Origin of the sequence: Massilia sp. CCM 8734 (assembly GCF_011682155.1) — a bacterium.
Lineage (GTDB): Bacteria > Pseudomonadota > Gammaproteobacteria > Burkholderiales > Burkholderiaceae_D > Telluria_A > Telluria_A rubra.
Genome location: NZ_WHJI01000004.1, coordinates 82,956 through 106,003, shown reverse-complemented (window position 1 = coordinate 106,003; position 23,048 = coordinate 82,956). Strand labels below are relative to the sequence as shown.

General features: G+C 63.9%; 28 protein-coding genes. 14 read left to right on the top strand and 14 right to left on the bottom strand.

What is annotated here, in order from left to right; all coding sequences use genetic code 11:
* Positions 1–49: 49 nt before the first annotated feature.
* A complete protein-coding gene (locus F2P46_RS05580) occupies positions 50–571 on the top strand; it encodes a hypothetical protein (protein WP_166886027.1) in 522 nt (173 codons plus the stop codon).
* A gap of 86 nt (positions 572–657) precedes the next feature.
* On the opposite strand, the gene F2P46_RS05575 is transcribed toward F2P46_RS05580, so the two are convergent.
* The gene (locus F2P46_RS05575) at positions 658–1,740 is read right to left on the bottom strand and encodes a DUF4349 domain-containing protein (protein ID WP_166886025.1); all 1,083 of its coding nucleotides are present in this window, start codon (positions 1,738–1,740) and stop codon (positions 658–660) included.
* Between the two features lie 148 nt (positions 1,741–1,888).
* The gene (locus tag F2P46_RS05570) at positions 1,889–2,512 is read right to left on the bottom strand and encodes a hypothetical protein (RefSeq protein WP_166886023.1); all 624 of its coding nucleotides are present in this window, start codon (positions 2,510–2,512) and stop codon (positions 1,889–1,891) included.
* Between the two features lie 281 nt (positions 2,513–2,793).
* On the opposite strand from F2P46_RS05570, the gene F2P46_RS05565 reads away from it, so the two are divergent.
* The 7 genes from F2P46_RS05565 (at position 2,794) to F2P46_RS05535 (ending at position 6,723) form a co-directional block, all read left to right on the top strand.
* On the top strand, positions 2,794–3,510 hold the full coding sequence (locus F2P46_RS05565) for a LysM peptidoglycan-binding domain-containing protein (RefSeq protein WP_166886021.1): 717 nt from the start codon (positions 2,794–2,796) through the stop codon (positions 3,508–3,510).
* The gene (locus F2P46_RS05560; protein ID WP_166886018.1) at positions 3,498–3,941 is read left to right on the top strand and encodes a lysozyme inhibitor LprI family protein; all 444 of its coding nucleotides are present in this window, start codon (positions 3,498–3,500) and stop codon (positions 3,939–3,941) included. Before F2P46_RS05565 ends, F2P46_RS05560 begins: the two co-directional genes overlap by 13 nt.
* Positions 3,942–4,454: 513 nt before the next feature.
* Entirely contained in the window at positions 4,455–4,898 is a 444-nt protein-coding gene (locus F2P46_RS05555) for a lysozyme inhibitor LprI family protein (protein WP_166886017.1), read from the top strand.
* Positions 4,899–5,013: 115 nt separating this feature from the next.
* Positions 5,014–5,475 carry a lysozyme inhibitor LprI family protein gene (locus tag F2P46_RS05550; RefSeq protein WP_166886015.1) on the top strand — a complete coding sequence of 154 codons (462 nt, stop codon included), beginning with the start codon at positions 5,014–5,016 and terminating at the stop codon, positions 5,473–5,475.
* 99 nt (positions 5,476–5,574) lie between these two features.
* Positions 5,575–5,805: a hypothetical protein gene (locus F2P46_RS05545; protein ID WP_166886013.1), complete on the top strand. Its 231-nt coding sequence runs from the start codon at positions 5,575–5,577 to the stop codon at positions 5,803–5,805.
* Between the two features lie 90 nt (positions 5,806–5,895).
* Entirely contained in the window at positions 5,896–6,243 is a 348-nt protein-coding gene (locus F2P46_RS05540; protein WP_166886011.1) for a 50S ribosome-binding protein YggL, read from the top strand.
* Positions 6,244–6,375: 132 nt separating this feature from the next.
* The gene (locus F2P46_RS05535; protein WP_368737883.1) at positions 6,376–6,723 is read left to right on the top strand and encodes a lysozyme inhibitor LprI family protein; all 348 of its coding nucleotides are present in this window, start codon (positions 6,376–6,378) and stop codon (positions 6,721–6,723) included.
* 19 nt (positions 6,724–6,742) lie between these two features.
* Here the strand turns inward: F2P46_RS05535 and F2P46_RS37500 are convergent, their stop codons facing one another.
* The 3 genes from F2P46_RS37500 to F2P46_RS05525 form a co-directional block, all read right to left on the bottom strand.
* A complete protein-coding gene (locus F2P46_RS37500) occupies positions 6,743–6,970 on the bottom strand; it encodes a hypothetical protein (RefSeq protein ID WP_368737882.1) in 228 nt (75 codons plus the stop codon).
* Positions 6,971–7,037: 67 nt separating this feature from the next.
* Positions 7,038–7,334: a cupin domain-containing protein gene (locus tag F2P46_RS05530; RefSeq protein ID WP_166886009.1), complete on the bottom strand. Its 297-nt coding sequence runs from the start codon at positions 7,332–7,334 to the stop codon at positions 7,038–7,040.
* 18 nt (positions 7,335–7,352) lie between these two features.
* Complete coding sequence (locus tag F2P46_RS05525) at positions 7,353–7,829, bottom strand: DUF2569 domain-containing protein (protein WP_166886007.1); 477 nt, start codon at positions 7,827–7,829, stop codon at positions 7,353–7,355.
* A gap of 137 nt (positions 7,830–7,966) precedes the next feature.
* Here F2P46_RS05525 and F2P46_RS05520 point away from each other — a divergent pair, with 137 nt between their 5' ends.
* Together F2P46_RS05520 and F2P46_RS05515 are read left to right on the top strand one after the other, a co-directional pair.
* Complete coding sequence (locus tag F2P46_RS05520) at positions 7,967–8,410, top strand: NADAR family protein (RefSeq protein WP_166886005.1); 444 nt, start codon at positions 7,967–7,969, stop codon at positions 8,408–8,410.
* A 160-nt stretch (positions 8,411–8,570) separates the two neighbouring features.
* Entirely contained in the window at positions 8,571–9,044 is a 474-nt protein-coding gene (locus F2P46_RS05515) for a DUF6623 family protein (RefSeq protein WP_166886003.1), read from the top strand.
* Between the two features lie 21 nt (positions 9,045–9,065).
* Here F2P46_RS05515 and F2P46_RS05510 read toward each other — a convergent pair whose 3' ends face one another.
* Together F2P46_RS05510 and F2P46_RS05505 are read right to left on the bottom strand one after the other, a co-directional pair.
* A complete protein-coding gene (locus tag F2P46_RS05510) occupies positions 9,066–11,339 on the bottom strand; it encodes a hypothetical protein (protein WP_166886002.1) in 2,274 nt (757 codons plus the stop codon).
* A 2-nt stretch (positions 11,340–11,341) separates the two neighbouring features.
* Positions 11,342–12,139: a hypothetical protein gene (locus F2P46_RS05505; protein ID WP_166886000.1), complete on the bottom strand. Its 798-nt coding sequence runs from the start codon at positions 12,137–12,139 to the stop codon at positions 11,342–11,344.
* Between the two features lie 252 nt (positions 12,140–12,391).
* On the opposite strand from F2P46_RS05505, the gene F2P46_RS05500 reads away from it, so the two are divergent.
* Positions 12,392–12,586 (top strand): DUF3606 domain-containing protein, encoded by a 195-nt coding sequence (locus tag F2P46_RS05500; protein ID WP_166885998.1) that lies wholly within the window; start codon positions 12,392–12,394, stop codon positions 12,584–12,586.
* A 78-nt stretch (positions 12,587–12,664) separates the two neighbouring features.
* On the opposite strand, the gene F2P46_RS05495 is transcribed toward F2P46_RS05500, so the two are convergent.
* Positions 12,665–13,132 carry a hypothetical protein gene (locus tag F2P46_RS05495; RefSeq protein ID WP_166885996.1) on the bottom strand — a complete coding sequence of 156 codons (468 nt, stop codon included), beginning with the start codon at positions 13,130–13,132 and terminating at the stop codon, positions 12,665–12,667.
* Between the two features lie 318 nt (positions 13,133–13,450).
* Here F2P46_RS05495 and F2P46_RS05490 point away from each other — a divergent pair, with 318 nt between their 5' ends.
* Positions 13,451–13,828: a carboxymuconolactone decarboxylase family protein gene (locus tag F2P46_RS05490; RefSeq protein WP_166885994.1), complete on the top strand. Its 378-nt coding sequence runs from the start codon at positions 13,451–13,453 to the stop codon at positions 13,826–13,828.
* Positions 13,829–14,077: 249 nt separating this feature from the next.
* On the opposite strand, the gene F2P46_RS05485 is transcribed toward F2P46_RS05490, so the two are convergent.
* From F2P46_RS05485 to F2P46_RS05460, 6 genes are all read right to left on the bottom strand, one after another.
* Entirely contained in the window at positions 14,078–14,800 is a 723-nt protein-coding gene (locus tag F2P46_RS05485; protein ID WP_229509094.1) for a LytTR family DNA-binding domain-containing protein, read from the bottom strand.
* A 44-nt stretch (positions 14,801–14,844) separates the two neighbouring features.
* The gene (locus tag F2P46_RS05480; protein WP_166885992.1) at positions 14,845–16,008 is read right to left on the bottom strand and encodes a sensor histidine kinase; all 1,164 of its coding nucleotides are present in this window, start codon (positions 16,006–16,008) and stop codon (positions 14,845–14,847) included.
* Positions 16,008–17,504 (bottom strand): carotenoid oxygenase family protein, encoded by a 1,497-nt coding sequence (locus tag F2P46_RS05475; RefSeq protein ID WP_166885990.1) that lies wholly within the window; start codon positions 17,502–17,504, stop codon positions 16,008–16,010. The genes F2P46_RS05480 and F2P46_RS05475 overlap by 1 nt, the downstream gene beginning before the upstream one ends.
* 13 nt (positions 17,505–17,517) lie before the next feature.
* Entirely contained in the window at positions 17,518–17,940 is a 423-nt protein-coding gene (locus tag F2P46_RS05470; protein ID WP_166885988.1) for a DUF2141 domain-containing protein, read from the bottom strand.
* A 142-nt stretch (positions 17,941–18,082) separates the two neighbouring features.
* Complete coding sequence (locus F2P46_RS05465; protein WP_166885986.1) at positions 18,083–18,694, bottom strand: DUF2799 domain-containing protein; 612 nt, start codon at positions 18,692–18,694, stop codon at positions 18,083–18,085.
* Between the two features lie 130 nt (positions 18,695–18,824).
* Complete coding sequence (locus tag F2P46_RS05460; RefSeq protein ID WP_166885983.1) at positions 18,825–20,117, bottom strand: NAD(P)/FAD-dependent oxidoreductase; 1,293 nt, start codon at positions 20,115–20,117, stop codon at positions 18,825–18,827.
* 310 nt (positions 20,118–20,427) lie between these two features.
* Here F2P46_RS05460 and F2P46_RS05455 point away from each other — a divergent pair, with 310 nt between their 5' ends.
* Together F2P46_RS05455 and F2P46_RS05450 are read left to right on the top strand one after the other, a co-directional pair.
* Positions 20,428–21,222, top strand: a complete 795-nt coding sequence (locus F2P46_RS05455; RefSeq protein WP_166885981.1) for a MipA/OmpV family protein — start codon at positions 20,428–20,430, stop codon at positions 21,220–21,222.
* Between the two features lie 82 nt (positions 21,223–21,304).
* Positions 21,305–22,243, top strand: a complete 939-nt coding sequence (locus F2P46_RS05450; protein ID WP_166885979.1) for a LysR family transcriptional regulator — start codon at positions 21,305–21,307, stop codon at positions 22,241–22,243.
* Positions 22,244–23,048 lie beyond the last annotated feature (805 nt).

Below are 23,048 nucleotides of genomic sequence, written 5' to 3'. Positions count from 1 at the left end.
GCGCATGCTGGTGTGGGACTTAACTTACTGACAAGAGATGGATTTCAATATGCCCAAACTTCACAACGACGCCAATGTCATTGCCTTGCATCGCATCACGGTCGCCTCGCCCTGCACCGCGTCCTGGGACGCCATGCAGGGAGGCGAACGGGTGCGCCACTGCGGCGGCTGCAACAAGCAAGTCTTCAACCTGTCGGCCATGCCCGAAGCCGAAGCGGCGACGCTGGTGGCCGGGCAAGCCGCGGGCGGCTTGTGCGTGCGTTTTTACCGGCGCGCCGATGGCACCGTGATGACAAGCGATTGCGGCGCGCCGTCGGCCCGTCCGGGTCCCGCATGGCGCGCGCTGCCGGGCCTGGCCACGGCCGCCGTGCTGGCCATGTCCCTGGCCGCTTGCGCGCCGCGCGCAGCGGCGCCCGAGGACATGGTCGGTGCTGTTTCGACGCCCGACAATATGGCGAGCGGCCAGGACCAGGCCACGTCCCCGACCTTCCTCATGGGTGAAGTGCCATCGCCGCCGACGCCGCAGGTCGATGTCGCGCCGGAGCCGGATGCGCAGGCTGTGGTGGAATAATCGGGATCGGTTCACCAGGCCGGCGCAAGCGCCGTCCTGCGATGCCCGGCCAAGACCGCCGGGCATCGCATCGCACGAATGAGGGATCAGCCTGGCGTGCCGGCTTTGTTGCGGCTGCGCAGGGCGCGCCAGATCGGCGCGCCGCCCAGGAGGGCGACCAGCAACAGCGGCCACCCGCCGGCCAGCGCCAGTATCAGGTCGAGGATGTTATGCCAACCGCCGCGCAACTGGTCTTGCAGCCGGCTGGCAAAGCCCGGGCGCAACTGGCGGTACATGCTGTCCACGTCCACGCGTTCGCTTTGCAGCACGCGCGACGGCTGGCTCAGCGTCAGCGCGATCGTGCTGAACGCCACCTGGTCCTCGAACACTTTTTTTGCCAGCAGGGCGGCATCGCGCGTGGACCGGGCGTCGCCGCGCATGGCGATCACGTCGGTTTTCTGCATCAACCTGCCGCCTTCCCGGACCGCCTCGCCCAGTTCGGCCTGGGTCTCCTGGCTGCGCATCGCGTCGAACTGCTGGCGCAGCAGGTCGAATTGGGCATCGTGCGCCGCATACTTGCGCTCGTCCAAAAACACCACGTGGCCGGCGATGGCGCGCAGGAATTCCTGGGTCTTGGCGCTGGGCACGCGCACCACCAGTTGTCCCTCCACCGTATATTCGTTCAGCTCGATCAATTTGCCGTCCCCGACAGCCTGGCGCTCGGTGCGCGTGCTGCCGGTGCTGATCTCGTTCTTGACCACGAAACCGCCATGGCTGGCGACGCTGTCCTCGATGCCGAGCGCGGCAAGGTACACATCCTTGACGCGGAAGTTCGCGCTGGCCGTGCGGATGAACTTGCGCTCGCCATCGTTGTAGGCGGTGGTGCCGCCGCCCAGTTGCTGGGCGGCACTCGCCTTGGTGAGGGACGTGGCCGGGGCCGGCTTGTCTTCCATGGCCGCGCCGCCCCTCTCGCTCAGGTTTGGCGCCGATGGCGCTGCCGACGGCACGCGCGCACTCACATTCTCGGCCGGGGGTGGCGCTGCCGGCGCTTGCGCATTTGCAATATCGACCGTCTCGACGGCGGCGGGGCTCGCGTGCTCTGCCGGTTCTTCTTTTTTGCCGCATGCCGTCATCAGCGCGAGCAGGGTTATGCAGCCGGCGACGCGCTTGGCGGGGGTCAGGTCCATCATGGCAATCCTTGGGTTGAACGATTAAAAACGGCGGCAGGGCGACAGGGCGCCCGCTGCCGGGCAGGGACCAGAAACGCATCCGCACTCATTAAACGATTCAGCAAGGAAAAAGGGGTTAAGCGTGGCGCGGCGCCGGCAAAGGCAGCACTCAGGCGACCTTGCGCGCGCCCGGCAGGCGCTGCAGCGCGCGCGTTTGCAGCGGTTTGTCGTGCCGGTCGCAGCGTGCGCGCAGCACGGCCATGTCGACCAGGTGCGGCTGGCTGACGGCGTCATCGAGCGTACTCTTGTACCAGAACACGTCGAGCGGATCGTTGCTGTGCGCACGCACCCGGTCTTCGATCTCGGCCTGCAAACTTGCCTGGCAGTGGTACGGGTCGAGCGCCACCCCGAAATGGCGGTGCATGATCTCGCGCACCTGGGCGCTTTCCTGGCGCACGACCTTTTTGTCGAAAATGAACGAGCCGATCCCGGCCACGGCGGACAGCGCCATGACCAGCCCGCACAGCACCTTGCTGGAGGTGTTATCAAGCACATCGAACGCGATCAGGGCAATCACGAACGCCAGCGGCATCCAGATGCGCAGGTAGCCGCACAGGATCGAGCGGCCATCGAGGTTATTGAGTTGGTAATAACTGCCGGTCTTGAAATCGACGTAATGGCTGCTCATCGGGATGAGTGGCAGGTAGTACAGATGGCCGAACACGGTTTGTACCGATGTCGTGCCGACCTTGTGGACGGCGCCATAGGCGCGTTTGCCCCAGATGATGAACATGTTTTCTCCGATGAATTGCTGCACCTTGCGTGCGGGTAGAGGCAGAGTATGAGGCCCTCGCACTCATTACTCAATCAACAACTAGAGATGTTGATAAGCAATGTCACTCCTGCGCTTTTTCTTAGGCATAAATACAACATCTGCTTTGTTGCGTGAGCTGACGCGACCTTGAAACATACATCTGCGGAGAGTCGATAATGTTTGGAAAACATTAATCTAGGGGTATTGTTAATGTTATAATTGCATCATATTGGCGGATCAACGACATTGCAAAGGAAGTTATGAGCTACGAACAGTGGCAGGACGGCATCGTTAAAGGTGCAGGCACTGCGCCATGGGACTTTTATGACTGCGACATTCAGGCGGCCGTCAACGAATACAACAGTCACTTGAGCGGCACTCCAGGTTATCAACTGCTCGACTGGCAATTGATTAAGGCGATGGTGTGGACTGAAAGTGGGGCTGGAAGCCGCGAGTGGAAGATCAAGCCGATGCGTATCGGTGTCCCGGGGGATGACGGCATGAAGGCGCTGTTGGGAAACGATGAGGGGGGCGACCTGATCATGCCGGCACCATTACGGGCACGCTTGAACAGTGGCAGCATTCGAACTATTCCCGCTCACAATATCCGCGCCGGGATTGGTTATCTGCTGATGCGTACGGCGAAGTATGCTCACAAGCGGCAGGCCGCGCCGGATGCGCGTGTAGAGGAGACCAAGGCAGGTATCGGAGATACTTTTGAAACGATTGCACGCAAGACTCACAGCACGGTCGAGTTACTGCGTGAGCTCAATCCGGGTTTAAGAGTGGTAACCAAGGATACTGTGGTGAAGTATCAGAAAACGAAGGTTCAGAAAATCATCGTCGGCTGGCGGGTAATTAACAGCAGCTTGCTCTACGAACGTTATAACGGCCGAGGCGATCCGCTATATGCCCGCAAAATTGATTTTACGCTGGAACGGGTGCGCGAGGTAAAGGGAGCGTCATGTCCTACGTAAGCGATTTTCTCATCGTGGCGCTGCTCGCAGGGGCAATCGGTACGCTGGAGGCAAAAGCGCAGACGACGGCACCGGTGATCGGCGCGGCGGAAAAATGCGATCAGTTCTCGCAGTCGGACAGGCGCGATTGCGTTGATAAAATGGCTACCGACAGCGCGCTGGTGCTGAAGGAGGCGGAGGCGAAAGCCGTCGCCGCGATCGCTGGATGGGATGAGGATGATAAATATACCAGGTTGGCGAAGTCCAGGCTCGCTGCTTCCGGGATCGCCTTTGCGCGTTTCAGGCAGGCGCAGTGCGCCTTTGCCACCTCGATGAGGGGCGGCGCCGCAGGGGATTCGCACGAGATCAGCCGGCTGGCGTGCGTAGCGAACATGAATGCCGCTCGCGCGATCGATCTTGCGCGCGAGACGGCCGGCTTGCCGCCCAAGTAGCCCGTGTGGTCGTGCTGCGCTGTAACGGCATGGAGATCCACGCTACCAGGAAAATTCGACATTCGCATGACGTAACTGAAAAGTGGAAATGCCCAATGCAGGTCGTAAGGGCGCATTGCGCAACAGCGTTCCACTGCCACATACATGCTGGCCAGCGTATATCCGCCATTTACGGCAAAGCTTTGGCCCGTGACAAAGCGCGCTTCGTCGCCCGACAGCCACATCGCCTGCATCGGCCGGCAGTCCCGCCCGGCGCAGCGGCGCGGACTGGAGAGGTAGTCAAGCAATGTCGATATGACGTTGATATTAGGCGGAAATACAACATGTATGCCGATATGCGGCCTGTATTGTTGCGGTTGCAACTCTCAACCTTGTTGGTTGTTTCTTCAGTATTGACATTATTATCATGGCAAGTGCTATCCTTACTGCGCGTTGGGATGTCAATCCAGCGTGCGCTGCAATGACATCGCCATGCGCATTCCCGGCAGCAGCTGTATATAGGAAGAAAACCTCATGCGCACAGTAGTGAACATTATTCTGGTGGCGCTGTTGGCTTCGTCGCTGAGTGCGGTGCAGGCTCAAGCGTCCGCTGCGGCGCCACAACGCGTCGAAGACAAAAAATGCGGTGAGTTTTCGCAAGCTGGCAGGCACGATTGTTTCAGTAAATTGCATGCGAAGAGCACGGTATCCTTGAAGAAGGCCGAGGCCGCTGCGCTGCAAAAAATTGCCCAGTGGTTCGAAAATGACCGTTACAAAAACATTGCCAGGACCACGATGCGGTCTGCCGGCGTCGCCTTTGTGCGCTACCGCGAGGCCAAGTGCGCGTTTGCCGATTCGCTGCGCGGCGGCGCCATCGGTAACGCGCACGAGATCAGCCGGCTTGCCTGTTTGGGCGCCGCGAATACCGAGCGGGCGCTGGAATTAAAGCGCTATACGGACCATTTTCCGCCGGATTAAGCGCTTCGACGCGGCGAAACTATCGCAAGAAGCGGCGATCCGGCCGTGACCGCGCGCACTGGCGGCGGCACTCATTTGTTGAAAAGGCAGTCGTATGCATGTCCAGAAATCCAAAGTGCAACATCCCGCTACGCTTCGCCATGGCGTGGCCCGGATCGTCCTGGCGCTGCTTGCCGCGCCCCTGTTGTCACTGCCGGCGCTAGCGGCCAGAGCGGCGCCGCCAGTCAACCCGTTCGACGACTGCGAGCAGTATTCGATGGCCGGCAAGCATGAATGCATTGAGAAGTTGGCCATCAAGAGCGCGCTGGCGCTGAAAAAGGCCGAGGCCAAGGCGGACGGCGCCATCGCCAGGTGGGATGAAGACGACAGGTACATCCAGCAGGCAAGGGCCAGGCTGCGGGCATCGAACACGGCGTTCGCATCCTACCGCCTGCATCAGTGCGCGTTCGCCATGGCCAGCATTGGTGGCGGCGCCGGCAACGCGCGCGGTACGACCCAGCTCACTTGCCTGGCCGAAAAGAACCTGCAGCGCGTGCAGGAACTGGCGAGCGAGACGGGCGTATTGGAACGCAGGTGAGCGCCTTTGTTGGTTTTTGTTCAGTGTGACATTCATCTCACATCAAATGGTAAGCTTGCAAACGGTTTGTTGTTCAGACGACATTTCACGAGGAGCGCCATGGGCGGCGACGAAAAGTGGCGGCACAGTCTGATCAACTCGTCGGGCGTCGCGGGCGTTCGCGTGCTGCACAAGGATCAGGTGTTCAAGATTCGGAAAGCCACAGTGCGGAAGGTCATCACCGGTTCCATCGCGCTGTTCTACAAGGGCGGCGACAAGCATTACACGCGCAAACTCAATTTTTCGCTGGGGCTCACGCGCAAGGGCCGCAATAGTGTGTGCACGCCGTAAACGGGCGTGTCCTCGAACAGCCCGTGTGAGCTTGGGCCAGGCGCCTTGCGCCAGCGGCCCGACCCATGGTCCAAATGGAGAGCAGAGAAGATGATTCGTGCCAACGAGCGCCTGCACCGGCGCACAAAAAAGGGACAGCATGTCGCTCAGTTTCAGGAGTTCACGTTCGCCGTCGAGGCCCGCTTCCGGGGCGCGCCGGACAAGGACAAGCTGTTCGCGATGATGGATGATTTCATCGACATCGCGATCGAGGGCAATGGCCTGGTCTTCGGTGGCGGCTTGAGCGACGCGTTCAGTGGCTGGGTGTCGGCGGGCGCGGGGTCGCCGCCCTTGAGCGATGAGCATCGCGCCCTGGTGAGCGCCTGGCTAACTCAGCAAACCTTGCTGGAAGACGTCGTCGTCGGGCCGCTGAAGGACGCCTGGGACGAGCTCGACTGATACGGGGCAGTGCGCAACAGCGTTGCGCAGCGACTTACATGCTGGACAGCGAACATCCCATCCACGGCAAGTTCTGTCCCGTGACAAGCGCGCCTCGTCGCCCGACAGCCTCTCCAGCCACGTAGGACTGCAATCCTGCAGCAATGTGACCAATTCTCTCAAGCCGATATGCGCGACTGTCTAGGCAAGCACGCGTGGAGCACCGCCGTGTTGCTGAAAAATGCGGAAGCCGAGACGGTCGCGGCCATCGGCAAATGGGATGAGGATGAAGCTTATGTCACGGTGGCGAGAGCGAAACTCAAGCAAGCCAACACGGCCTTCGCACGTTACCGTGACGCGCAGTGCGGCTTTGCAACCTCGCTCGCCGGTGGCGCTGCCGGCAACTCGCATGAGATCAGCCGGCTCGCTTGTGTGGCCGACCTGAACACGCAGCGCGCGCAGAGATTGACGAGCGACGCCAAATCGTTGCCGCCGCGCTAATCGGGTTTGCGGTGCCGCCTCAAGTACGAGGTGCGAGCGAGCCAATGCAGGCGCCGTAGTTCCGTGAGCGTGGGCCGGGCAGGTCGCCTTGCGCGCCAGACCGGCCCGCGTTATTCGCGCTGATGGATGATGTCGTCGACAGCCACATCCCTTTCAGGTTGGCGCCCACCACCTGATCGAAGTCGTCTTCTTCCAGCTCGGTGATCGGCGCGAACTTGCCTTGCGTGCTGGCGTTGTTGAAGGCGATGTCGAGCCGGCGCCAGTTGTCGTCGGCCTCGCGCGCGCTGATCGACGTCGCCAGGCTGTGAAGCAGCTCACAGATCGACGATCACCAGGCTGCCGTGGCTGCCCGCCAGCACGGCGTGGGGCGTTCCCGCCTCGACCAGGTACATGCTGCCGGCCTCGACCGTTACAGCCGCCCCCGCCACTTCCAGCAGCATCTGCCCCGTCATCACCAGCAGCGCCTCATTATAGTCGTGCGTTTCCTCGCCATAGGCCAGCGCATCCATCCTGAGCAGCTTGACCCTGGCCGGGCCAACTTGGCCCAGCACATGGGATTGCCACGCTGCCGGCAGCGCGCCGGCAAGGCCGGGCAAGTCGAATAAGGGCATGCACCACTCCTTTTAAAGTTATTCCACGAAGGTTTGTTTGATTCGCTCGGACATGAGCATATAGGGTATCCATACCAGCGGCGGCACCACCGTTTGCAAGAGCGCAACGATAGAGTCCGTGTCGAGCAGGGGGCGGCCGGGCAGCATCAGGTGCAGGGCGATCGTATAGCCGAAATAGAAGAGGATCGACAGGATTTGCATTGCAATGAACAATCTGGGAAAGCCGCGTTGTTTGCCGAAGAACTGGCAAAACAGCACGATCGATCCGATGAAGGCGGCAATGCCGAAGGATACTTCGAGCAACACCAGGGGCTTCCATCCCCAATGCACGACGCTGCCCGGCGCGTTAATGGCGGCCCATGGTTCTCCGTAAAAGAAGTCCTTGAGCATTTTCGGCATCACGGCCAGCATATACAGCGGCCCGATCACCACGATCAATCCCACCACAATCAGCCAGCCTTTCACGCCTTGCAGGTCGGTCTTCGCTTGGTCCACGGCGCACTTCTTTCTTCATTCTGGTAAACCAGTATCTTAGGTGAGGACCGCCGGTAATGCCAAAAAGAAATTTTGAGGGAATGCTCGGATCCGCACGGACTATAATATCGATCCAATAACATTTTTGTGGCCGGGCAATGGCGAAAGACATCTATTTTTTCGGCAAGGACGGTCGTTACGCGGCCTTGTCCAACTTTGCCGGTAGTGCGTTTTCGCTCGACGGGCATGCCTGGCGCACGATGGAGCACTATTTCCAGGCCATGAAATTCGAAGGCAGCGCCCAGTTCGAGCGCATCCTCGGGTGCGGCTCGCCCAAGCAGGCCAAGGACCTCGGCCAGAGCCGCGCCACCCCGATCCGGCGCGACTGGGATGAGGTGAAAGAAAGCATCATGCTGCGCGGCTTGCGCCAGAAATTCCAGGACCCTGAGCTGCGCGCGCTGCTGCTCGGCACCGGCAAGAAACGCCTCATTGAAGACTCGCCCTACGACAGTTACTGGGGCATCGGCCCGAACGGCAAAGGCAAGAACCGCCTGGGCGAACTGCTGATGCAGTTGCGCGAGGAACTGTCCCCCAGCGACTGACTATGCCTCCCGGCATGTGGCGTCGCCTCTGTGCTGGCACAGGCGGCGCGCTGACACTGGCCAAACAAGGGCCGCATCCGCTCCCGTACGCTGGGTTCAGGTCCAGGACGCCACCGCGCATGCCTGCCTGTCCCCTTGAACGTATATGAGGAGAACCAAAATGGCACTGCAAGCAATGTGGGTCCCTGGCTACGTCGCCCAGGTCGAAATTCCCGGCAACACGCGTTTGCGGCTGGTCAATGGCATACCCTGGACCGATGTGACCGGACTGCGCATCGGCTGGGGCACCACCTTCCGCGGCGCGGCCAAGCAGACCAACTGGTTTCACTTCGCCATTCCCACCCCGGTGATCACCGACGGCAAGCGGGTGACGCTGGACCGCGTGTTCGTCCTGTACAACGCCAGCCCCGGCGCGCGGGTGGAAGCGGCCCATATCTGGGACGGTCCTAACCGGATCCGCAATTATGATGGCTTGAACCTGACCGGCAACCATGGCGGCGGCATCGATGCATCGAACACCTGGGCCGGCGGCGGCGGACCGGTATTCTGGGGCATTGGCGTTTCCATCCTGGTGCGCTTCACCAGCGAGGCCAATATCCATTTCAGCACCGCCGGTGGCGACTTTACCTCGTAAGCGCTGTGTCCGGACCAGGGTTCAATAGAAATATTTGGTGGCCTTGGTCCATTTACTCGCCGGATAGTATTTGTGGACCACTTCATACGCCTCGCGCGAGTAGCGTGCGCGCAACTGCTCCGCTTCCGGCACCTCGGTGCCGTACGGGCACTCCATGCGGGTGGACGCGACCAGCAAGTGCAGCGCTTTCGGCGCTTCTTCACCGGCCGGTTTGGTGCGCGCCCATGGCAGCAGGGTGGGCGCGAGGAACTCGGTGCGCAGGGGCAGGCGCAGCAGTGCTGCCTGCTCCTTGGCCGCCTCCAGCGTCTGCTGCGCGCTTAAAAAGCGCGGGGCCGGCGCACCCTGGCGCACCACCACCGGGCCGTCGCCCCACTCCTTCTTGCAACCCCAGTAGCGCTTTTTCTCTTCCTTGTCGAACAAGGCGGGATGCAATTCCGGCGTGTTGACCAGGATCAGCGCGCCAGCCACCTTGCGTTCGGCGCCGCTGGCCGCCTTGCGGTAGCGCTGGTACAAATGCGCGGTGCTCTTGCGCGGCTTGGCGACCGCGTCGAGCAGGCTCAGCGCAGTTTCCTCGTCGCCCGCGCCCAGGGCGCGCGCCAGCATGCCTTCTTCCAGCTTCGCTTTCCAGGCCGGCGGCAGCAGCCGGTGCGCGCGCAGCACCTTCAGTTCGGCCATCGGCAGGTGGCGCCAGACGGCGACGTCGAAATCGTCGTCGGTGGCCTGTTCGTCCGCCTTGGCCGGGGCCGCGTCGATTTCTTCGCCGCGCTCGACCTGATCGATGCGGCGCGGCGCCGCTGTCAGGAACGCATCGAGCGTGCCGGCCGAGAGCATCTTCAGCGCCAGGAAGCGGTTGCTGGTGGCCGCCGACATCTGCTTGCCCTGGGCCGCCAGCAGACGGTCGATATCGTGGTCGGCGCGCTCGCCCTGGCGTTCGGCCAGCGCCAGGCGCGCCAGGTGGTATTGCACGGTCTGGTACAGCGGATGGCTGGCCGGCATGGCCGACGCGGCCTTGCGTTCGGCCGCGCTCAGCTCGTTTGAACGGGCCAGGCTCAGCAATGGCGCCAGCCAGATCGGGTCGGCCTGCTTGATCCAGCTCTTGCGCAGGGTTTCGAGCGCGGCCACGCGTTGCGCCTGCAACAGTTCGCCCCGGTCGGACGACCATTGATCGAGCACCGCGTCGGCCTGCATGCTGGCGATCCACGCCGTCATCGGTTCCCTGGCGGTCATGGTGACACTGCGCGGCAGCTTGTCCATCAGCACCAGGTAGTCGCTCAACATGCGCGCGGTGTCGGGACCGAACGGCTCTTTCTCGAGCGCGCGCGCCAGCGCGGCCAGGCGCGCGGCCGGGTCCAGGCGGGCCTCGACCAGGGTCGCCATCTGCCTGGCCGGGGCCGACGTTTGCGCCAGCGCGTCGAGCTCCTGCTTCGCTTGCGCCAGGGCGTCCAGGCGCTCGCGCGCTGCGGGCTGCTCGCCCAGCGGGAATTGAAGCGTGGCCTTGCGGATCAGGGTGCGCGCCGCAAGGTAGGGCGCCAGGGCTTGCCACGGCGAGGCCGGTTCACGCGCAATCTGCTGGAACTGGCTGCGCGCCTGGTCGAAATTGCGCGCGTAAAAATTGGCGGCGGCGCACTGGTAGGCGTGGTCGTGACGCAGCCAGGCGGGGGCGTCGGCCGGCAGCGGCGGCGGTAGCTTGACTATCCGTTTCGGCACCGGCTTGTCCCAGTCGTGGCGCGGCTCCTCGCAGTTGGCGAACACCGCATCCTGGCCTTGCAGCCACAGCTTGAACCAGGCGTCCGGCTTGCCGCCGGCAGCGAGCCCGGCGCGCGCGGCCATGGTCAGGCCGGCCTGCTTGAAGGCGTCCGGATGGCAATTCAGATACGGATCGCCGCGCGCGGCGACGGCCGTGACGTCGATCTGCATCTCGGCCGGCAGCGCCAGTTGCGCCGCCAGCGGCGCGCGCGCGGCCAGCCAGCTCGACGGGCCGTCACCATCAGGGTCCAGGCCATTCCACGCGCTGGTCGTGCCCACGTGCCAGGAATCGATGTGCAGCGCCGCCACCTGCTGCTTGCTCAGCGGGCGGCCACGCGCGGCCTGGTACGCCAGGTAGTGGTACACGCGCCAGTAACTGCCCGGCAAGACGCCCACATTGCCGGCGGCGAACAGCGCGGCGTTGGCGGGCTGGAATTCGGAGGCGAAGCGGCTGGTCTGGTAAAAATCGCCGCCGCTGGCCGAGGCCGGCGCGGCGGAGATCCACAGCAAGGCGGAGGCGAGCAGGGAACAGGTGCGGGAAAGACGCATAATCAAAGTCTCGATGGAATGGTTGAACGGGGAGTGTCGCGCAGCGCCTGCCAGCGCGCGGCGCTCCAGGCTTGCGGAGAAAAATAGTAGCGGCGGCCTTCGCGCACCGCCATCATCGGTTCGTCGGTGGAAAAGCCGATCGCCGCGCCGCAGCGCGCACGCGTAAAGCCGCGCTGTTGCAGCAGGCGCGCGCGCAGGGCATGCTGCGCCTGGCCCATGCGAAAGGCCATCGGCACCACTTCGTCGGCGGCGATGTCGTGCAGCCAGTAATCGTCCAGGCACCACGACGCCAGCGCCGTGACCGACAGTGCGATGGACGGATCGAGGCGCGCGCGGATGGCGCCGATGGTGCGCGCCAGGAAAGGGCGCTGCGAGCGGCGCACCTCGAAGTCGAGCTGCACCACCTTGCGGTTGGCCTGGGCGGCCAGGCGCAGCAATTCGTCGGCCACGCGCCGGCTCTGGGCCTCGCTGAGCGCGGGCGGGCGGCGCCACGACATATCCACATGCAGCACCGGCACGCGCGCCGCACCGGGTGCGAGCAGCAGGGCGCTGGCGCGCCGGTACACCCGGGTCTCGTCGCCCTGCAGCAGCACGCTCGACGCCACATAGGCCACGCCGATGTCCGGCGCCAGCCAGCGCAAGTCTTCCGGGCGCTCCCACGCCCATACCAGCTCGGCGGGCAGGGCGGCCAGCGCCGGATGGACCGGCCGCGCGCCGCCGGCGCCGCTGTCCATCCGGAGCGCCAGGGCGAAACAGGTGAGCAAAAACACGGTGAGCAAAAGCGCGGGAAGGCGTTGCATGATCGATCGGGGCGGCGTGAGGTGGGCGCTATCTTACTCCCTTACTCCGAGTGTCCGGCCTGCGTGCAAGGCGGCGCGCGACGGCCTGCGTGCGAGGCGGCGCGCGACGGCCTGCGTGCGAGGCGGCGCGCGACGGCCTGCGTGCGAGGCGGCGGGAGACGCCCTGCGTGCGTCATCGAACGGAGTGCGGCGCGGCGCGCTGGCAAGCTGTGGGAACACGTGCGCTACCGCGCCATTCTGGAGAAAAACACCATGTCAGACAATCCGCTCGAACCGAATCCGCAAGACTACGACCGCATCAACGTCAATGTGGAGGCCGAACTCGCCTACTGGACCGAGCAGTTCGGCGTTCCGCGCGCGCGCCTGGCCGACGCCATCGAACAGGTCGGACCGCGCGTGGTCGACCTGCAGAAGTTCCTCGGCATTCCGGTTGTCGGTACCGACTGAGCGTCAGGCGCGGCGCGGCACTGGCGAGCAGCGCCGCGCAACTGCGGCAGGAAGGCGGCGTTCATCGTTTTCTTCTTTTCATTGCGGCTGATTGCCGGGTGCCGTTTCACGTGCTGCGGCGGCTTTTTTCTCGCCGTCGCAATACCAGTTTGGCTTGGTCTGTTGCAGGGTCATGGCAAAAGCGCGCAACTCTTTCGGGAACTCGAGACTGGAAACAACGTCGGTCCCGTTGTCGTACACGCCGCGCGCACCCTCACCCCGAAACGCATTGGAGAGAATGAGTTTCGATATCGCGCCGTTATCCTGGTGAAGATAGACACCGATGCGCGCGTTGAGCATCGTCGGCGGTTTATCCTGCACGAACCTGGCGCGATCGAGAATATCCATCAGCGTCGACAAGGTATCGGGCGTGGTCAGGATGTATTCGCACGAGATGGTAGGCAAGTCCTCTTCCTTTTGTGCGACGTTGAACGACCAGCCGGTCGGACCGATATAGAGCACGGCTTTTGTCAGGTGCGTACGCAGTTCTTGCACTTGCGCGGCCACCGGCTGGCCTGGCAGCTTGCTTGTATGCGCGCATCCGGCGCATAGCGCGATGATCAGGGCCGGCCATGCGCGCATGCCGGAGACGTTCGCTGGAAACAAGCGTTGAAAAGGCAAAATGCGGCGTATCTTCATGCGGTGCAGACTCCTGGTGGTGACATTGAATGGGCTTCACCTTGCATTTTACACAATGCGCATGAGGAAGTCCGGCTCACGGCCATGCCAGCTGTTCGATACCTAAAAGGTATCAGCGAAACGGTATTGGACCATCGCGGCGCGCGGCCCCACAGTGGCTCCATCAACCACAACAAGGAGAGCACGATGGACAACGACCGCTACACGCGCGGCTGGGACAAGCTGCGGGAAATCGATGGTGAACAGGGTGAAAAAGTGATCGCCAGCCTGGCCGGCATCGCGCCCGATTTTGGCCGCCTGCTGATTGAATTCGGTTTCGGCGACATCTACTCGCGTCCGGGCCTGGACCTGCGCTCGCGCGAGATTGCCACCATCGCCGCCCTGTGCGCGCTCGGCACGGCGGCGCCGCAACTGCGGGTGCACATCCACGGCGCACTCAATGTCGGCTGCACGCGCGAAGAGGTGGTCGAGGTGATGATGCAGATGGCCTTGTACGCCGGCTTTCCGGCGGCGCTCAACGGCCTGTTCGCGGCAAAAGAAGTCTTCGCCGAGCGCCATTCCTAGACACCCTCGGCTGGTATCCGGCGGATCCCCCTAGTGTTCCCCGCTGGTGTCAGGTCTGACATTCGGACACGGACTCAGCCACCGCTGGTGTCGCCACCGCTGGTGTCAGGTCTGACATTCGGACACGGACTCAGCCAGAATCGAAACCATCCAGCTGGTGTCAGGTCTGACGGTGACGGGAATGCCAGACCTGACACCGCAGTCCCAGTAGAGGCCGTGTCCGAATGTCAGACCTGACACCGCCGTGGTTTACATCTGCTTGAACTGCTCGGCGTAATTGCGGCTGACGGTGAGCTGCTCGCGCCGTTCCTTGAGCTTGACCACGAGGCGCCCGCGGAAGTCGGTATGCGTGCCGGCCACCGATTTGGCGGCGACGATCACGCTGCGGTGAATCTGCCAGAAGCGCGCTTCGTCGAGCTGCTCGCGCAGTTTGCTCAGTGGCGTGCGGATCAAGCATTCGCCTTCCTGCAAAAACACGCTGGTGTACTTGTCGTTGCTCTGGAAGTAAATCACTTCGTCGATGGCGATCAGGCGCGTCTCGTCGCCATGCGCGGCGCGGATCCATTGCAGGGGAGCGGGCGCCAGTGCGGGGGTGGGGGGCATGGGCGCGGCCAGTTGCTGCAGCAGCGCGCGCAAGGCGTCGGGCGCCACCGCCAGCGCCGGTGCGCGCAGCGCCAGTTTGAGCTTGGCGACGGTCTTGTCCAGGCGCTCGACCGTGGTCGGTTTGAGCAGGTAGTCCAGCGCCGCGTGCTCGAAGGCGTCCACCGCGTACTCGTGATGGGCGGTAACGAACACGATGTGCGGCGCCTTGCCGTCGCTCGCCAGGCGCTGCGCCAGATCGAGGCCGTTCAGGCCGGGCATCTGGATGTCGAGGAAGACCACGTCAGGCGCCAGTTCGTCGATCAGGCGCAGCGCTTCAATGCCGTTGCCGGCCTTGCCGACGATGCGCAGCTGCGGCCAGGCCGTGGCCAACTGCGTTTGCAGGTAGTCGAGCAGGTGCGGTTCGTCGTCCGCTATCAGGGCGCGTGGGTGGTCGATGGCGGCGTCTCTTTGAGTGGCATCAGCAGGCGTACGGTTATCCCGCAGGGTTCATTTTCGAGCAATTGTACCTGAGCCGAAGTGCCATAGAAACTGCGCAGGCGCGCGCGCAGGTTCGATAGTCCGACCCCGCCGCCCGGCTTGGGCGGCGAGTTGCCCAGTCCCGCGCCAGTGTCGCTCACTTCGATGCGCAGCAGGTCATCGCGGCAGGTGGCGCGGATGAGGATGCGCCCGCCCTCGACCTTCGGTTCGAGCCCGTGCGCAACGGCGTTTTCGACCACAGGTTGCAGCAGCATGGGCGGCATGGCGATGTCGCGGCAGCCGTCCGCCTCGATCTGGTACGACAGGCGCGCGCCCATGCGCACCGCCAGTACGTCGAGGTAGGCGGCCACCAGGTCGAGTTCCGCACCCAGGGTGGCCTGGTCGGCGCGGCTGGCCGCCAGGCTGGCGCGCAGGTAGTCGATGAAGCGTTCGAGCATGTGGCGCGCCTGGGCAGGATGGGTCTCGATCATGCCGACCACGTTGGCCAGGGTGTTGTACAAAAAATGCGGCTCGATCTGGGCCTGCAGTGCGCGCAGGCGCGCTTCAGCCAGCAGTTGGGCGGCGCTGGCAATTTGTTCGCGCTGGCGCGCGGCCAGCGTTTCGGTGGCGATGCGGCGCTCGCCGCTGACCAGCACGACGACCATGATCAGCGCCGCGAACAGGGCGAACGGCAGCAGCGGCGCCAGGTCCGCGCCGCCGGTCAGGTAGCGCAGCGGATTGACGCCCTTGAGCAGGCCATTGCCGATCACGATGCCGGCAACCACGCACAGGCCCACCGTGATCACGAAGTACAGCACGCGCGGCAGCCCGGCCAGCCGCGATGGCCAGCCGCGCAGGACATAGTCGCCGCCGCTCAGCACCGCGTGTATCAGGTAGCCGACCATGTTCGAGATCACCAGCGTCGGCCCGAAAAACGCCAGGAAGCCATGGAGCTCTCCCCTGAACAGCATGTTCGACGCAGTCAGGAAGATGGCGATCATGCAGTTCCAGATGCCCGTATAGAGCACATCGCGCCACGGCGAACAAGGCCAGCGCCGGAACAGCGGGATGGCGTCGAGCGGATGCGTGGACGTGTGCGCGGGAAGTTCGATCGTTTTCATCAAGATGCCAGAAAATTGCCATGGAAGCAGTGCGGAGCGCGGTAGGGCAGGCGCGCCAGGGCCAGCGGACCGGCCTTGACGCGCGCGGCGTCGAACACGGTCATCACGGTTTGTCCGCGTTTGGTGTCCTGCGCCACGCCGACCAGGTAGCCGTCGGTTTCGGAACGGGCGTTGGCGCGCGGGACCAGCACGTGTTCTTCCACCTGCCAGCCGGCGTCGAAACGGTAGCTGTCCGCCTTGCCGGTGTCGGTGCCGACCAGGTTGACGGTGTCGAGAACAATGTCCGCGTTGCGCGCCGAACTGCTTAACAAGGCAAGCTGGCGGTGGCGCGCAGATACGACCTGCGGCATCACGCGCGGGAACTCGCTGGCGCCGAACAGGCGCGCCATGGTCGCACGGCCGCTTGCGTAATCGAGCGTGACCTGGGCCGCGAAGCCGCGCGTGGGCGTGTTCTTCTGGCGTTCTCCTTGCATCACGAGGCCGACGTCGTGCAGCGCGTCACCCTCGTGCAGCACCACGTCGAAGCGGGTGGTGGCGCCGTCGTCAAACGCGTTCCCGAAATGGAAAACCATATGCGGCGGCAGTTCGAACACCTGGCGCACTTCCATGCTCGCCTTGGACACCACCACCACGCGCATCGGGCGCGCTGCGGCGCCGCTGCCGGCCCAGTGATGCTGCTCGGCGAAGCTCTTGCCTTCGGCAGGCAGCACGTCGTATGGTGGAACCAGGAAGATCAGGTGCTGGGCGCTGACCACGAAGTCGTGCACCATCGCCAGTTGCGGCACCTTGACCATGGCGGTTTTGAGCACTTGGCCGTCGGCGCCGATGCGGTACAGGGCCAGCCGGTCGCCGCCGGAGAAGGCCCCGAAATTCCACATGCCGCCATCCGGATCGATCTTGGGATGGGCCGAAAACGGCATCGACTTCATGTCCTCGTTCCAGGTCTTGATGCCGACCGTGGCCAGGGTGGCCGGATCGACCTCGGTGGCCGAGCCGCCTTCCCACAGGGCGTACACGCGGCCGTTAAACGGCAGCAGATTGGTGTTGGCGGCGTTCATGGTGTCGTTGGTTTTCACGCCGCGCCGCCCGACCCAGGTGCCGAAGGAGGGGTAGAGAAACTGGCCGGCGGCGTTTTCTTCGCCGAAGCGCTCGGTCTCGACGAATTTGCCGATATGGCTTACCTTGCCGCCGGCGATCTGCCAGCGCTGGGCGAAGCCGTCGCCGTCGAACCAGTGGTGATGGCGCTCGCCGCCCAGCTCGAAACGCCCCGGTCCATTGCGGAAGAACACGCCGTTCAGGTCTTGCGGGATGCTGCCCAAGATCCGCGCCGCGCCGGACTGCCGGCCCACGGTGTCGGCATACACCGCCAGGGTTGGGTCGCGCTTCCACGCCGCGTGGAAGCGCTGGTAGGTGGCGGCATCGGCCAGGGCGCTGCCGGGAACGAGGCCGAGCGCGGCCAGGCTGGCGGCGGAGGTGAGGAAGGTGCGGCGTTGCATGGTGTTCTCCGGCTTAGTTTTTCAGGCTGACGGTGGTATTCAGGCCAGCCGCTGGCAGGGTGAATCGGGCATCGACGAACTTGGGTGGCCCCATTTTGCCGAGGGCGTCGTTACTGAATGCGTAGTCCTCGGTGGGGATGCCCATCAAGTTGGCGTCCATTTTGCCATTGCCGTTGGCATCGTGGAAGATGGCGTAGGCGTAGTCACCCTCTGGCAGGTCCTTGACGATGACGGTGGTGCTGCCCTTGACGGCTTTTTCGCCGGTCGCGCCGACGGATTTTTTGAGGAAGGTGCCGGCCGAGTCGTACAGGGCGACCTGCAGGGTGCCGTCGCCGCTGCGCACGTCGTCGATGCGGATGGTGAGGGTGGCGGCGCCGGCCAGGGAGGCGGTCAGCAGGGCGCAAGCGCAGAAGGTGGTGGTGAGCAGGTGGCGCATGGTGTTCTCCGGTGGGTGTGTGGTTGCGATGAAGTGACTTTATCGACAACCCGCCCGGAGCGGAGAAGCTTGCGACGAAATGCGGGAAAACGGCGCGAAATGCAGTGGGATGGCGCGAAATGCGGCGCGCCGCGTGATCTTCTCAGCGCAGGTTGTCGAGCACGTACTCGGCCGAGCGCAAGGCGTCGCGCGTGCTTTGCATGCCGCGGTCGATATCGCGCAATTCGTTGCGTATATCGCGCCGGCGCTCGTCGAACTCCTTGCGAATGCGCTTGCGCGCATCGTCCTTGTCGCTGGCCGCCAGTTGCTTCGATTCGTCCTTGTCGGCGTCGCGCAGGCGGCGCTGCAAACGCTCGCTGCGGCTGTCCAAGCCGCTGACCTGGCTGCGCAGGGCGTACACGGCGTAGCCGGCTTCATGGCGGCGACGAAATTCGAAGTCGAGCGGCGCCGGGCATACTCCGGCATACGCGCTGCCGTTCAGGCCAAGGGGCGCCGCGTTCTCAAGCCGGCAAAAGGTGTGCAGGCCGCGTTCCCGGCCCGCGATGTAGCTGGCCGAATCGACCGCGGTGCCGGCCTTGGAGCAGGACTTGGCGTGCTCGTTGAGCGTGGACATGGTCTTCCCGGCCAGGCCGTCGCGCATGCCGATGTCGCTCCAGTTGGCCAACTTGCACTCGTCGGGCGTCATCGTGTCGCAGCCGCACATCAGCGTTGCCACCAACAGTGCAGCCACCGGTCCAATCAGCCTGTTTGCCATCGTCGCCTCCGCAATTGTCATCTAAAAAGATGCTACCATGACAACGCGGGTGCGGGTGGCACATAGCGAAAAAATCGGGCCTCTTGTGGCCGGAAACGCACGCGCGAGGCACCGACGGCGCCGCTCCCGCTCAGTGCAGCCTGACCGACGGCGAGAGCTTCTCGCGAATCCAGTCGGCCACCGTCTGCGCCGACATGCGCACCACGCCGTGCAGCGCCACCTGGTGCTTGCGGTACATCAGGCTATACAGTACCCGCGCCAGCGCGCCGCCGACCGCATATTTTCGTCCCGACGAGTGCGTGAGCACGCCCACCGCCGCCAGTGGCCCGAGCGACACCAGCGAGCCGTAGTCGCGGTAGGCAAACGGCGCGCTCACGGGCGACGCCTGGCCCAGCACCTGCGCCAGGTACAAGGCTTGCTGGTGTGCCGCCTGCGCGCGCGGCGGCACCTTGCCGAGGATCGGGCAGCCCACATTGGCGCAGTCGCCGATCGCATACACGTTGGCATCGTCCAGCGCCTGAAGCGACGGCCCCACCGCGATCTGGCGCAGGCCATTGGTGCCCAGGCCGAGCGTGGCGCACAGCGCTGGCGCTTCCACGCCGGCGGCCCACAAGGTGATCGCCGACGGATAGGTGCAGCCTTCCGTGTCGATGACCGCGCCGGCGTCGACCCGCGCCACGGCGGTATCGAGCAGTACCTTGATGCCCAGCGCGCGCAGGTGGCGCGCGGCGCGCTTGGACAGGCGCTGGTGCAGATGCGGCAGCAGCAGCGGGCCGCGTTCCAGGATGCGGATGCGTACATGCCGCACCGGGTCCATCGCATGCACGTTGTACCTGGCCAGCGCGCGTGCGCTGTGGCTCAATTCGGCCGCCAGTTCCACCCCGGTGGCGCCGCCGCCGACGATCACGATGTCGATGCCGGGGTTGGGCGCGCCGGCCGCCTGGCGCGCGCTGGCCTGGATGCAGCCGTCGATGAAGCGCTGGCGGAACGTTTCGGCCTGCGCCACGTCGTCCAGGGTCAGCACGTGCTGTTCGGCGCCGGGCACGCCGAAGAAGTTGGTCACCGATCCCAGTGCCAGCACCAGTTTGTCGTAGCCGATCGAGCGCGCCGGCAGCACTTCGGCGCCGTCGTCGGCGATCCACGGCGCCAGCGCCACCCGGCGCGCCTCGCGGTCCACGCCCAACACTTCGCCGCGCGCAAACTCGAAGCCATGTTCGGCCGCCTGGGCGGCATAGTCGATCGCCATCACTTGCGGATCGTGCTTGCCCGAGGCGACCGTGTGCAGCAGGGGCTTCCAGAAATGGGTCGGCCAGCGGTCGACCAGCACGACGCGCGCGCGCCCGGTTTTCGCCGCGCTGTTGCCGAGCCGGGTCGCCAGCTCCAGTCCTCCGGCGCCGCCGCCGACGATGACGATGGTTTCCATAGTGTCTCCTCCTGTAGGTGTCGCGATGTGAAAGGGCGTTGACCAGCTGTCAATATAGAGTGATGCGACACAAAAGAAAAATCAGAGATCCATCCATATTCATAAGCCTGGGCTAATACATATGTATGGACAGGTGCGCCGCCGGTATCGCCTGCCGTGGCCGAAAGTATCCTTTGACGCTACGTTACAGACCGGTTTCCGGTACGCGGGAGGATTCGATGGTGCTGCGCCGGAATCGTTGCGACACTCCGGCCCGTCGTTTCAACATTCCGAGCAAACGCCACCTAATTTCACTCTCAAGGACCATCACATGTCACGTTTATCCGCCGCCGCCATTTTCCTGCTCAGCGCTCTCGCACCCGCCGTTCACGCCCAAAAACTGGTGGCCGAGACCCCGGCTGGCGAGTCGACCATGACCGTGGGGCTGGGTGTCGCCGTGGTGCCCGAATACCTGGGCGGCGACAAGCGCCGCGCGGTGCCGGTGATCGTGGCCGACTATCAGCACGCCAGCGGATTTTTCGCCAGCACCTCGAGCGGCATTGGTTACAAGACCACGGTCGGCCAGGTTTCCCTGAGCGGCGCCCTGGGCGTTGCGGGCAGCCGCAGCGAACGCGATCACGGGATCTCCAAAGGCTCCGATGCGCTCAAGGGCATGGGCGAAATCAAGGCGTCGGCGATTGGCGCATTCGGGGTCGGCTATGAGTTCGACGGCGGCATTGGCGTCGGTTTGCGCGCCATGATGGCCTTGTCCCACCGCGAACGTGGCAATACGTATGAATTGGGTGCGCAGGCACCGTTGTTCAAGAACGACATTTACCAACTGGGGATGTTCGCGTCGGCTACCTACAGCGACAAAAAGAACATGCAGGCGTTCTATGGCGTAACCGCGGCCCAGAGCCTGACGTCCGGCTACAAGAGCTACACCACCAAGGCCGGTTTCTCGCACGTGAACCTGGGGCTGAACGCGCAGCGCAAGTTCGGCAAGCATTGGTCGGTCAACTCGATGGTCGGCGTGGTCAGCCTGCTGGGAGACGCCGCCGACAGTCCGCTGGCCAAGCGCAAGACGTCGCCGCTGCTGGCGGTAACGGTGAACTACGCGTTCTGAGTCCGGGCCGCGCCAACTGGTTTATCATGGCGTGGCCGCACAGGGTTTGTCGCGCAATTGACCAATCGATAGGGAATAGCTTATGTATCACGCCAGCTTTCGCCAGCTCCAGTCCCTGGTCCTCGTGGCCCGCCACGAGAGCGTGTCAAAGGCGGCGGAGGCCATGCACGTGACGCAGCCGGCGGTATCGCTGCAACTGCGCACGCTGGAAAACATCACTGGCGTCGCGCTCACGCGCAAGGACGGGCGCGGCATTCAACTGACGGCGGCCGGCGAGGTGATGGCGGACTTCGCCGAGCGCATCCTGCGCCTGTGGGAGCATGCCGGCGACGAGCTGGCGGCGCTGCATGGCGTCACCAGCGGCACGCTGCGCATCGGCGCGGTCACTACGGCCGAGCATTTGCTGCCGCCGCTGCTGGTGCCGTTTACGCTCGAGCGGCCCGACGTGCGCCTCAAGCTCCAGGTGGGCAACCGGGTCGAAATCGTCAACATGCTGGCGCGCCAGGAGATCGACGTGGCCATCATGGGCACGCCGCCGCGCGAACTGCGCACCAACGCGGCGCGCTTTGCGCGTCATCCGATGGGTTTCGTGGCCAGCGCCGCGCATCCCTTGATGAAGAAGCGCAAACTGACCCTGGCCGATGTGGTGGGCGCCAACCTGCTGGTGCGCGAACGCGGTTCGGGTACCCGCACCGCCGTCGAGCGCCTGTTCAAGGAGGGCGGGCACGCGCTCAATTTTGGTTCCGAAGTCTCGTCCAACGAGGCGATCAAGCGCATGGTGTCGGCCGGGCTGGGAGTGGGCTTCTTATCGGTGCACGCGTGCGCGCTCGAATTCAAGTCGGGCTTGCTGCGCATGCTGCCGCTCAAGGGCAATCCGGTCGACGCCGACTGGCAGGTGATGCACCTGGCCGGCCAGCCGATCCCGAAGGTGGCGGCGGCCTTCCAGGATTACGTGATCGAGCACGGGCAGGCGCTGGTCAGCAGCGAGCTGGAAGGGTTTTACCAGCGCAGCGCCGGCTAAGTAAGTGCGCATACATTCTTGTAATTTTTAGCTTCCATAGGCGGCGCAGTCCATGCGCGCGTCTTCGCATGAGAAAGCGAACCGATGCGAATGCCGGCGTCGGCGCCAGGTTTGACCGCAACAACCTTGCGGGAGAAAATCCAGAGGCACTATCGAGGGCGGTACGACAACTCCGCTGCGCGCACTACAGCGCCAGGTACGCCGTTGGAGCCCCGATGAAGGCAGGAGCGCGAGGCGTTCTTTGCCCAGGCGCACCCGCCCGGTCGCCTGGGACTGGCGGACTTCACCCATGCCGCCGTCCCGCAAGTGACCGTTCCCCGCACGCCTTTGTCGCACCTGCTGTATCCATTCGCCTTCGGCTTGCTCTGGTTGGCGTTCCATCGAGGTGGTGCCGGGTGCGGCGGGCTTGATGGCGCAGCCGCCGCAGACGCGATCCATGCTTAATGATTGAATTTCGACATATACCTCATTGGGTTCCAAGGCCGCTTCGAAATGATGGGCTGCCAGCGTTGCCAATGGGCGCCGCCACGCGGGCCACAGACAGCATGTGGACCACATGTGCGCATCGGAGGATCTTTGATACCTGACAAGCCTGGCCAATCGGTCAGCACTAGCATGTGTCTATTGGCAGGCATCCTCAACTGCTGCCTTCCATGGATTTTTCTTATTTGGAAATTTGGCCAGGGTTGGCGATATCAGGCGTGGCAGCTTGCCTGCGAGGGCAATCGCATGCTCATCAGCCAACCAACGGCATGCCGGATCGCCCTGTCCAACTACGTCGCAGTGATGTCCATAAAAACGAAGA

What these genes read in the sequence shown, in the direction of transcription:
- F2P46_RS05580 (WP_166886027.1), top strand. Translation starts at nt 50, where the DNA reads ATGCCCAAACTTCACAACGACGCCAATGTCATTGCCTTGCATCGCATC.
- F2P46_RS05575 (WP_166886025.1), bottom strand. Translation starts at nt 1,740, where the DNA reads ATGATGGACCTGACCCCCGCCAAGCGCGTCGCCGGCTGCATAACCCTG.
- F2P46_RS05570 (WP_166886023.1), bottom strand. Translation starts at nt 2,512, where the DNA reads ATGTTCATCATCTGGGGCAAACGCGCCTATGGCGCCGTCCACAAGGTC.
- F2P46_RS05565 (WP_166886021.1), top strand. Translation starts at nt 2,794, where the DNA reads ATGAGCTACGAACAGTGGCAGGACGGCATCGTTAAAGGTGCAGGCACT.
- F2P46_RS05560 (WP_166886018.1), top strand. Translation starts at nt 3,498, where the DNA reads ATGTCCTACGTAAGCGATTTTCTCATCGTGGCGCTGCTCGCAGGGGCA.
- F2P46_RS05555 (WP_166886017.1), top strand. Translation starts at nt 4,455, where the DNA reads ATGCGCACAGTAGTGAACATTATTCTGGTGGCGCTGTTGGCTTCGTCG.
- F2P46_RS05545 (WP_166886013.1), top strand. Translation starts at nt 5,575, where the DNA reads ATGGGCGGCGACGAAAAGTGGCGGCACAGTCTGATCAACTCGTCGGGC.
- F2P46_RS05540 (WP_166886011.1), top strand. Translation starts at nt 5,896, where the DNA reads ATGATTCGTGCCAACGAGCGCCTGCACCGGCGCACAAAAAAGGGACAG.
- F2P46_RS05530 (WP_166886009.1), bottom strand. Translation starts at nt 7,334, where the DNA reads ATGCCCTTATTCGACTTGCCCGGCCTTGCCGGCGCGCTGCCGGCAGCG.
- F2P46_RS05520 (WP_166886005.1), top strand. Translation starts at nt 7,967, where the DNA reads ATGGCGAAAGACATCTATTTTTTCGGCAAGGACGGTCGTTACGCGGCC.
- F2P46_RS05515 (WP_166886003.1), top strand. Translation starts at nt 8,571, where the DNA reads ATGGCACTGCAAGCAATGTGGGTCCCTGGCTACGTCGCCCAGGTCGAA.
- F2P46_RS05510 (WP_166886002.1), bottom strand. Translation starts at nt 11,339, where the DNA reads ATGCGTCTTTCCCGCACCTGTTCCCTGCTCGCCTCCGCCTTGCTGTGG.
- F2P46_RS05505 (WP_166886000.1), bottom strand. Translation starts at nt 12,139, where the DNA reads ATGCAACGCCTTCCCGCGCTTTTGCTCACCGTGTTTTTGCTCACCTGT.
- F2P46_RS05500 (WP_166885998.1), top strand. Translation starts at nt 12,392, where the DNA reads ATGTCAGACAATCCGCTCGAACCGAATCCGCAAGACTACGACCGCATC.
- F2P46_RS05490 (WP_166885994.1), top strand. Translation starts at nt 13,451, where the DNA reads ATGGACAACGACCGCTACACGCGCGGCTGGGACAAGCTGCGGGAAATC.
- F2P46_RS05480 (WP_166885992.1), bottom strand. Translation starts at nt 16,008, where the DNA reads ATGAAAACGATCGAACTTCCCGCGCACACGTCCACGCATCCGCTCGAC.
- F2P46_RS05475 (WP_166885990.1), bottom strand. Translation starts at nt 17,504, where the DNA reads ATGCAACGCCGCACCTTCCTCACCTCCGCCGCCAGCCTGGCCGCGCTC.
- F2P46_RS05470 (WP_166885988.1), bottom strand. Translation starts at nt 17,940, where the DNA reads ATGCGCCACCTGCTCACCACCACCTTCTGCGCTTGCGCCCTGCTGACC.
- F2P46_RS05465 (WP_166885986.1), bottom strand. Translation starts at nt 18,694, where the DNA reads ATGGCAAACAGGCTGATTGGACCGGTGGCTGCACTGTTGGTGGCAACG.
- F2P46_RS05460 (WP_166885983.1), bottom strand. Translation starts at nt 20,117, where the DNA reads ATGGAAACCATCGTCATCGTCGGCGGCGGCGCCGGAGGACTGGAGCTG.
- F2P46_RS05455 (WP_166885981.1), top strand. Translation starts at nt 20,428, where the DNA reads ATGTCACGTTTATCCGCCGCCGCCATTTTCCTGCTCAGCGCTCTCGCA.
- F2P46_RS05450 (WP_166885979.1), top strand. Translation starts at nt 21,305, where the DNA reads ATGTATCACGCCAGCTTTCGCCAGCTCCAGTCCCTGGTCCTCGTGGCC.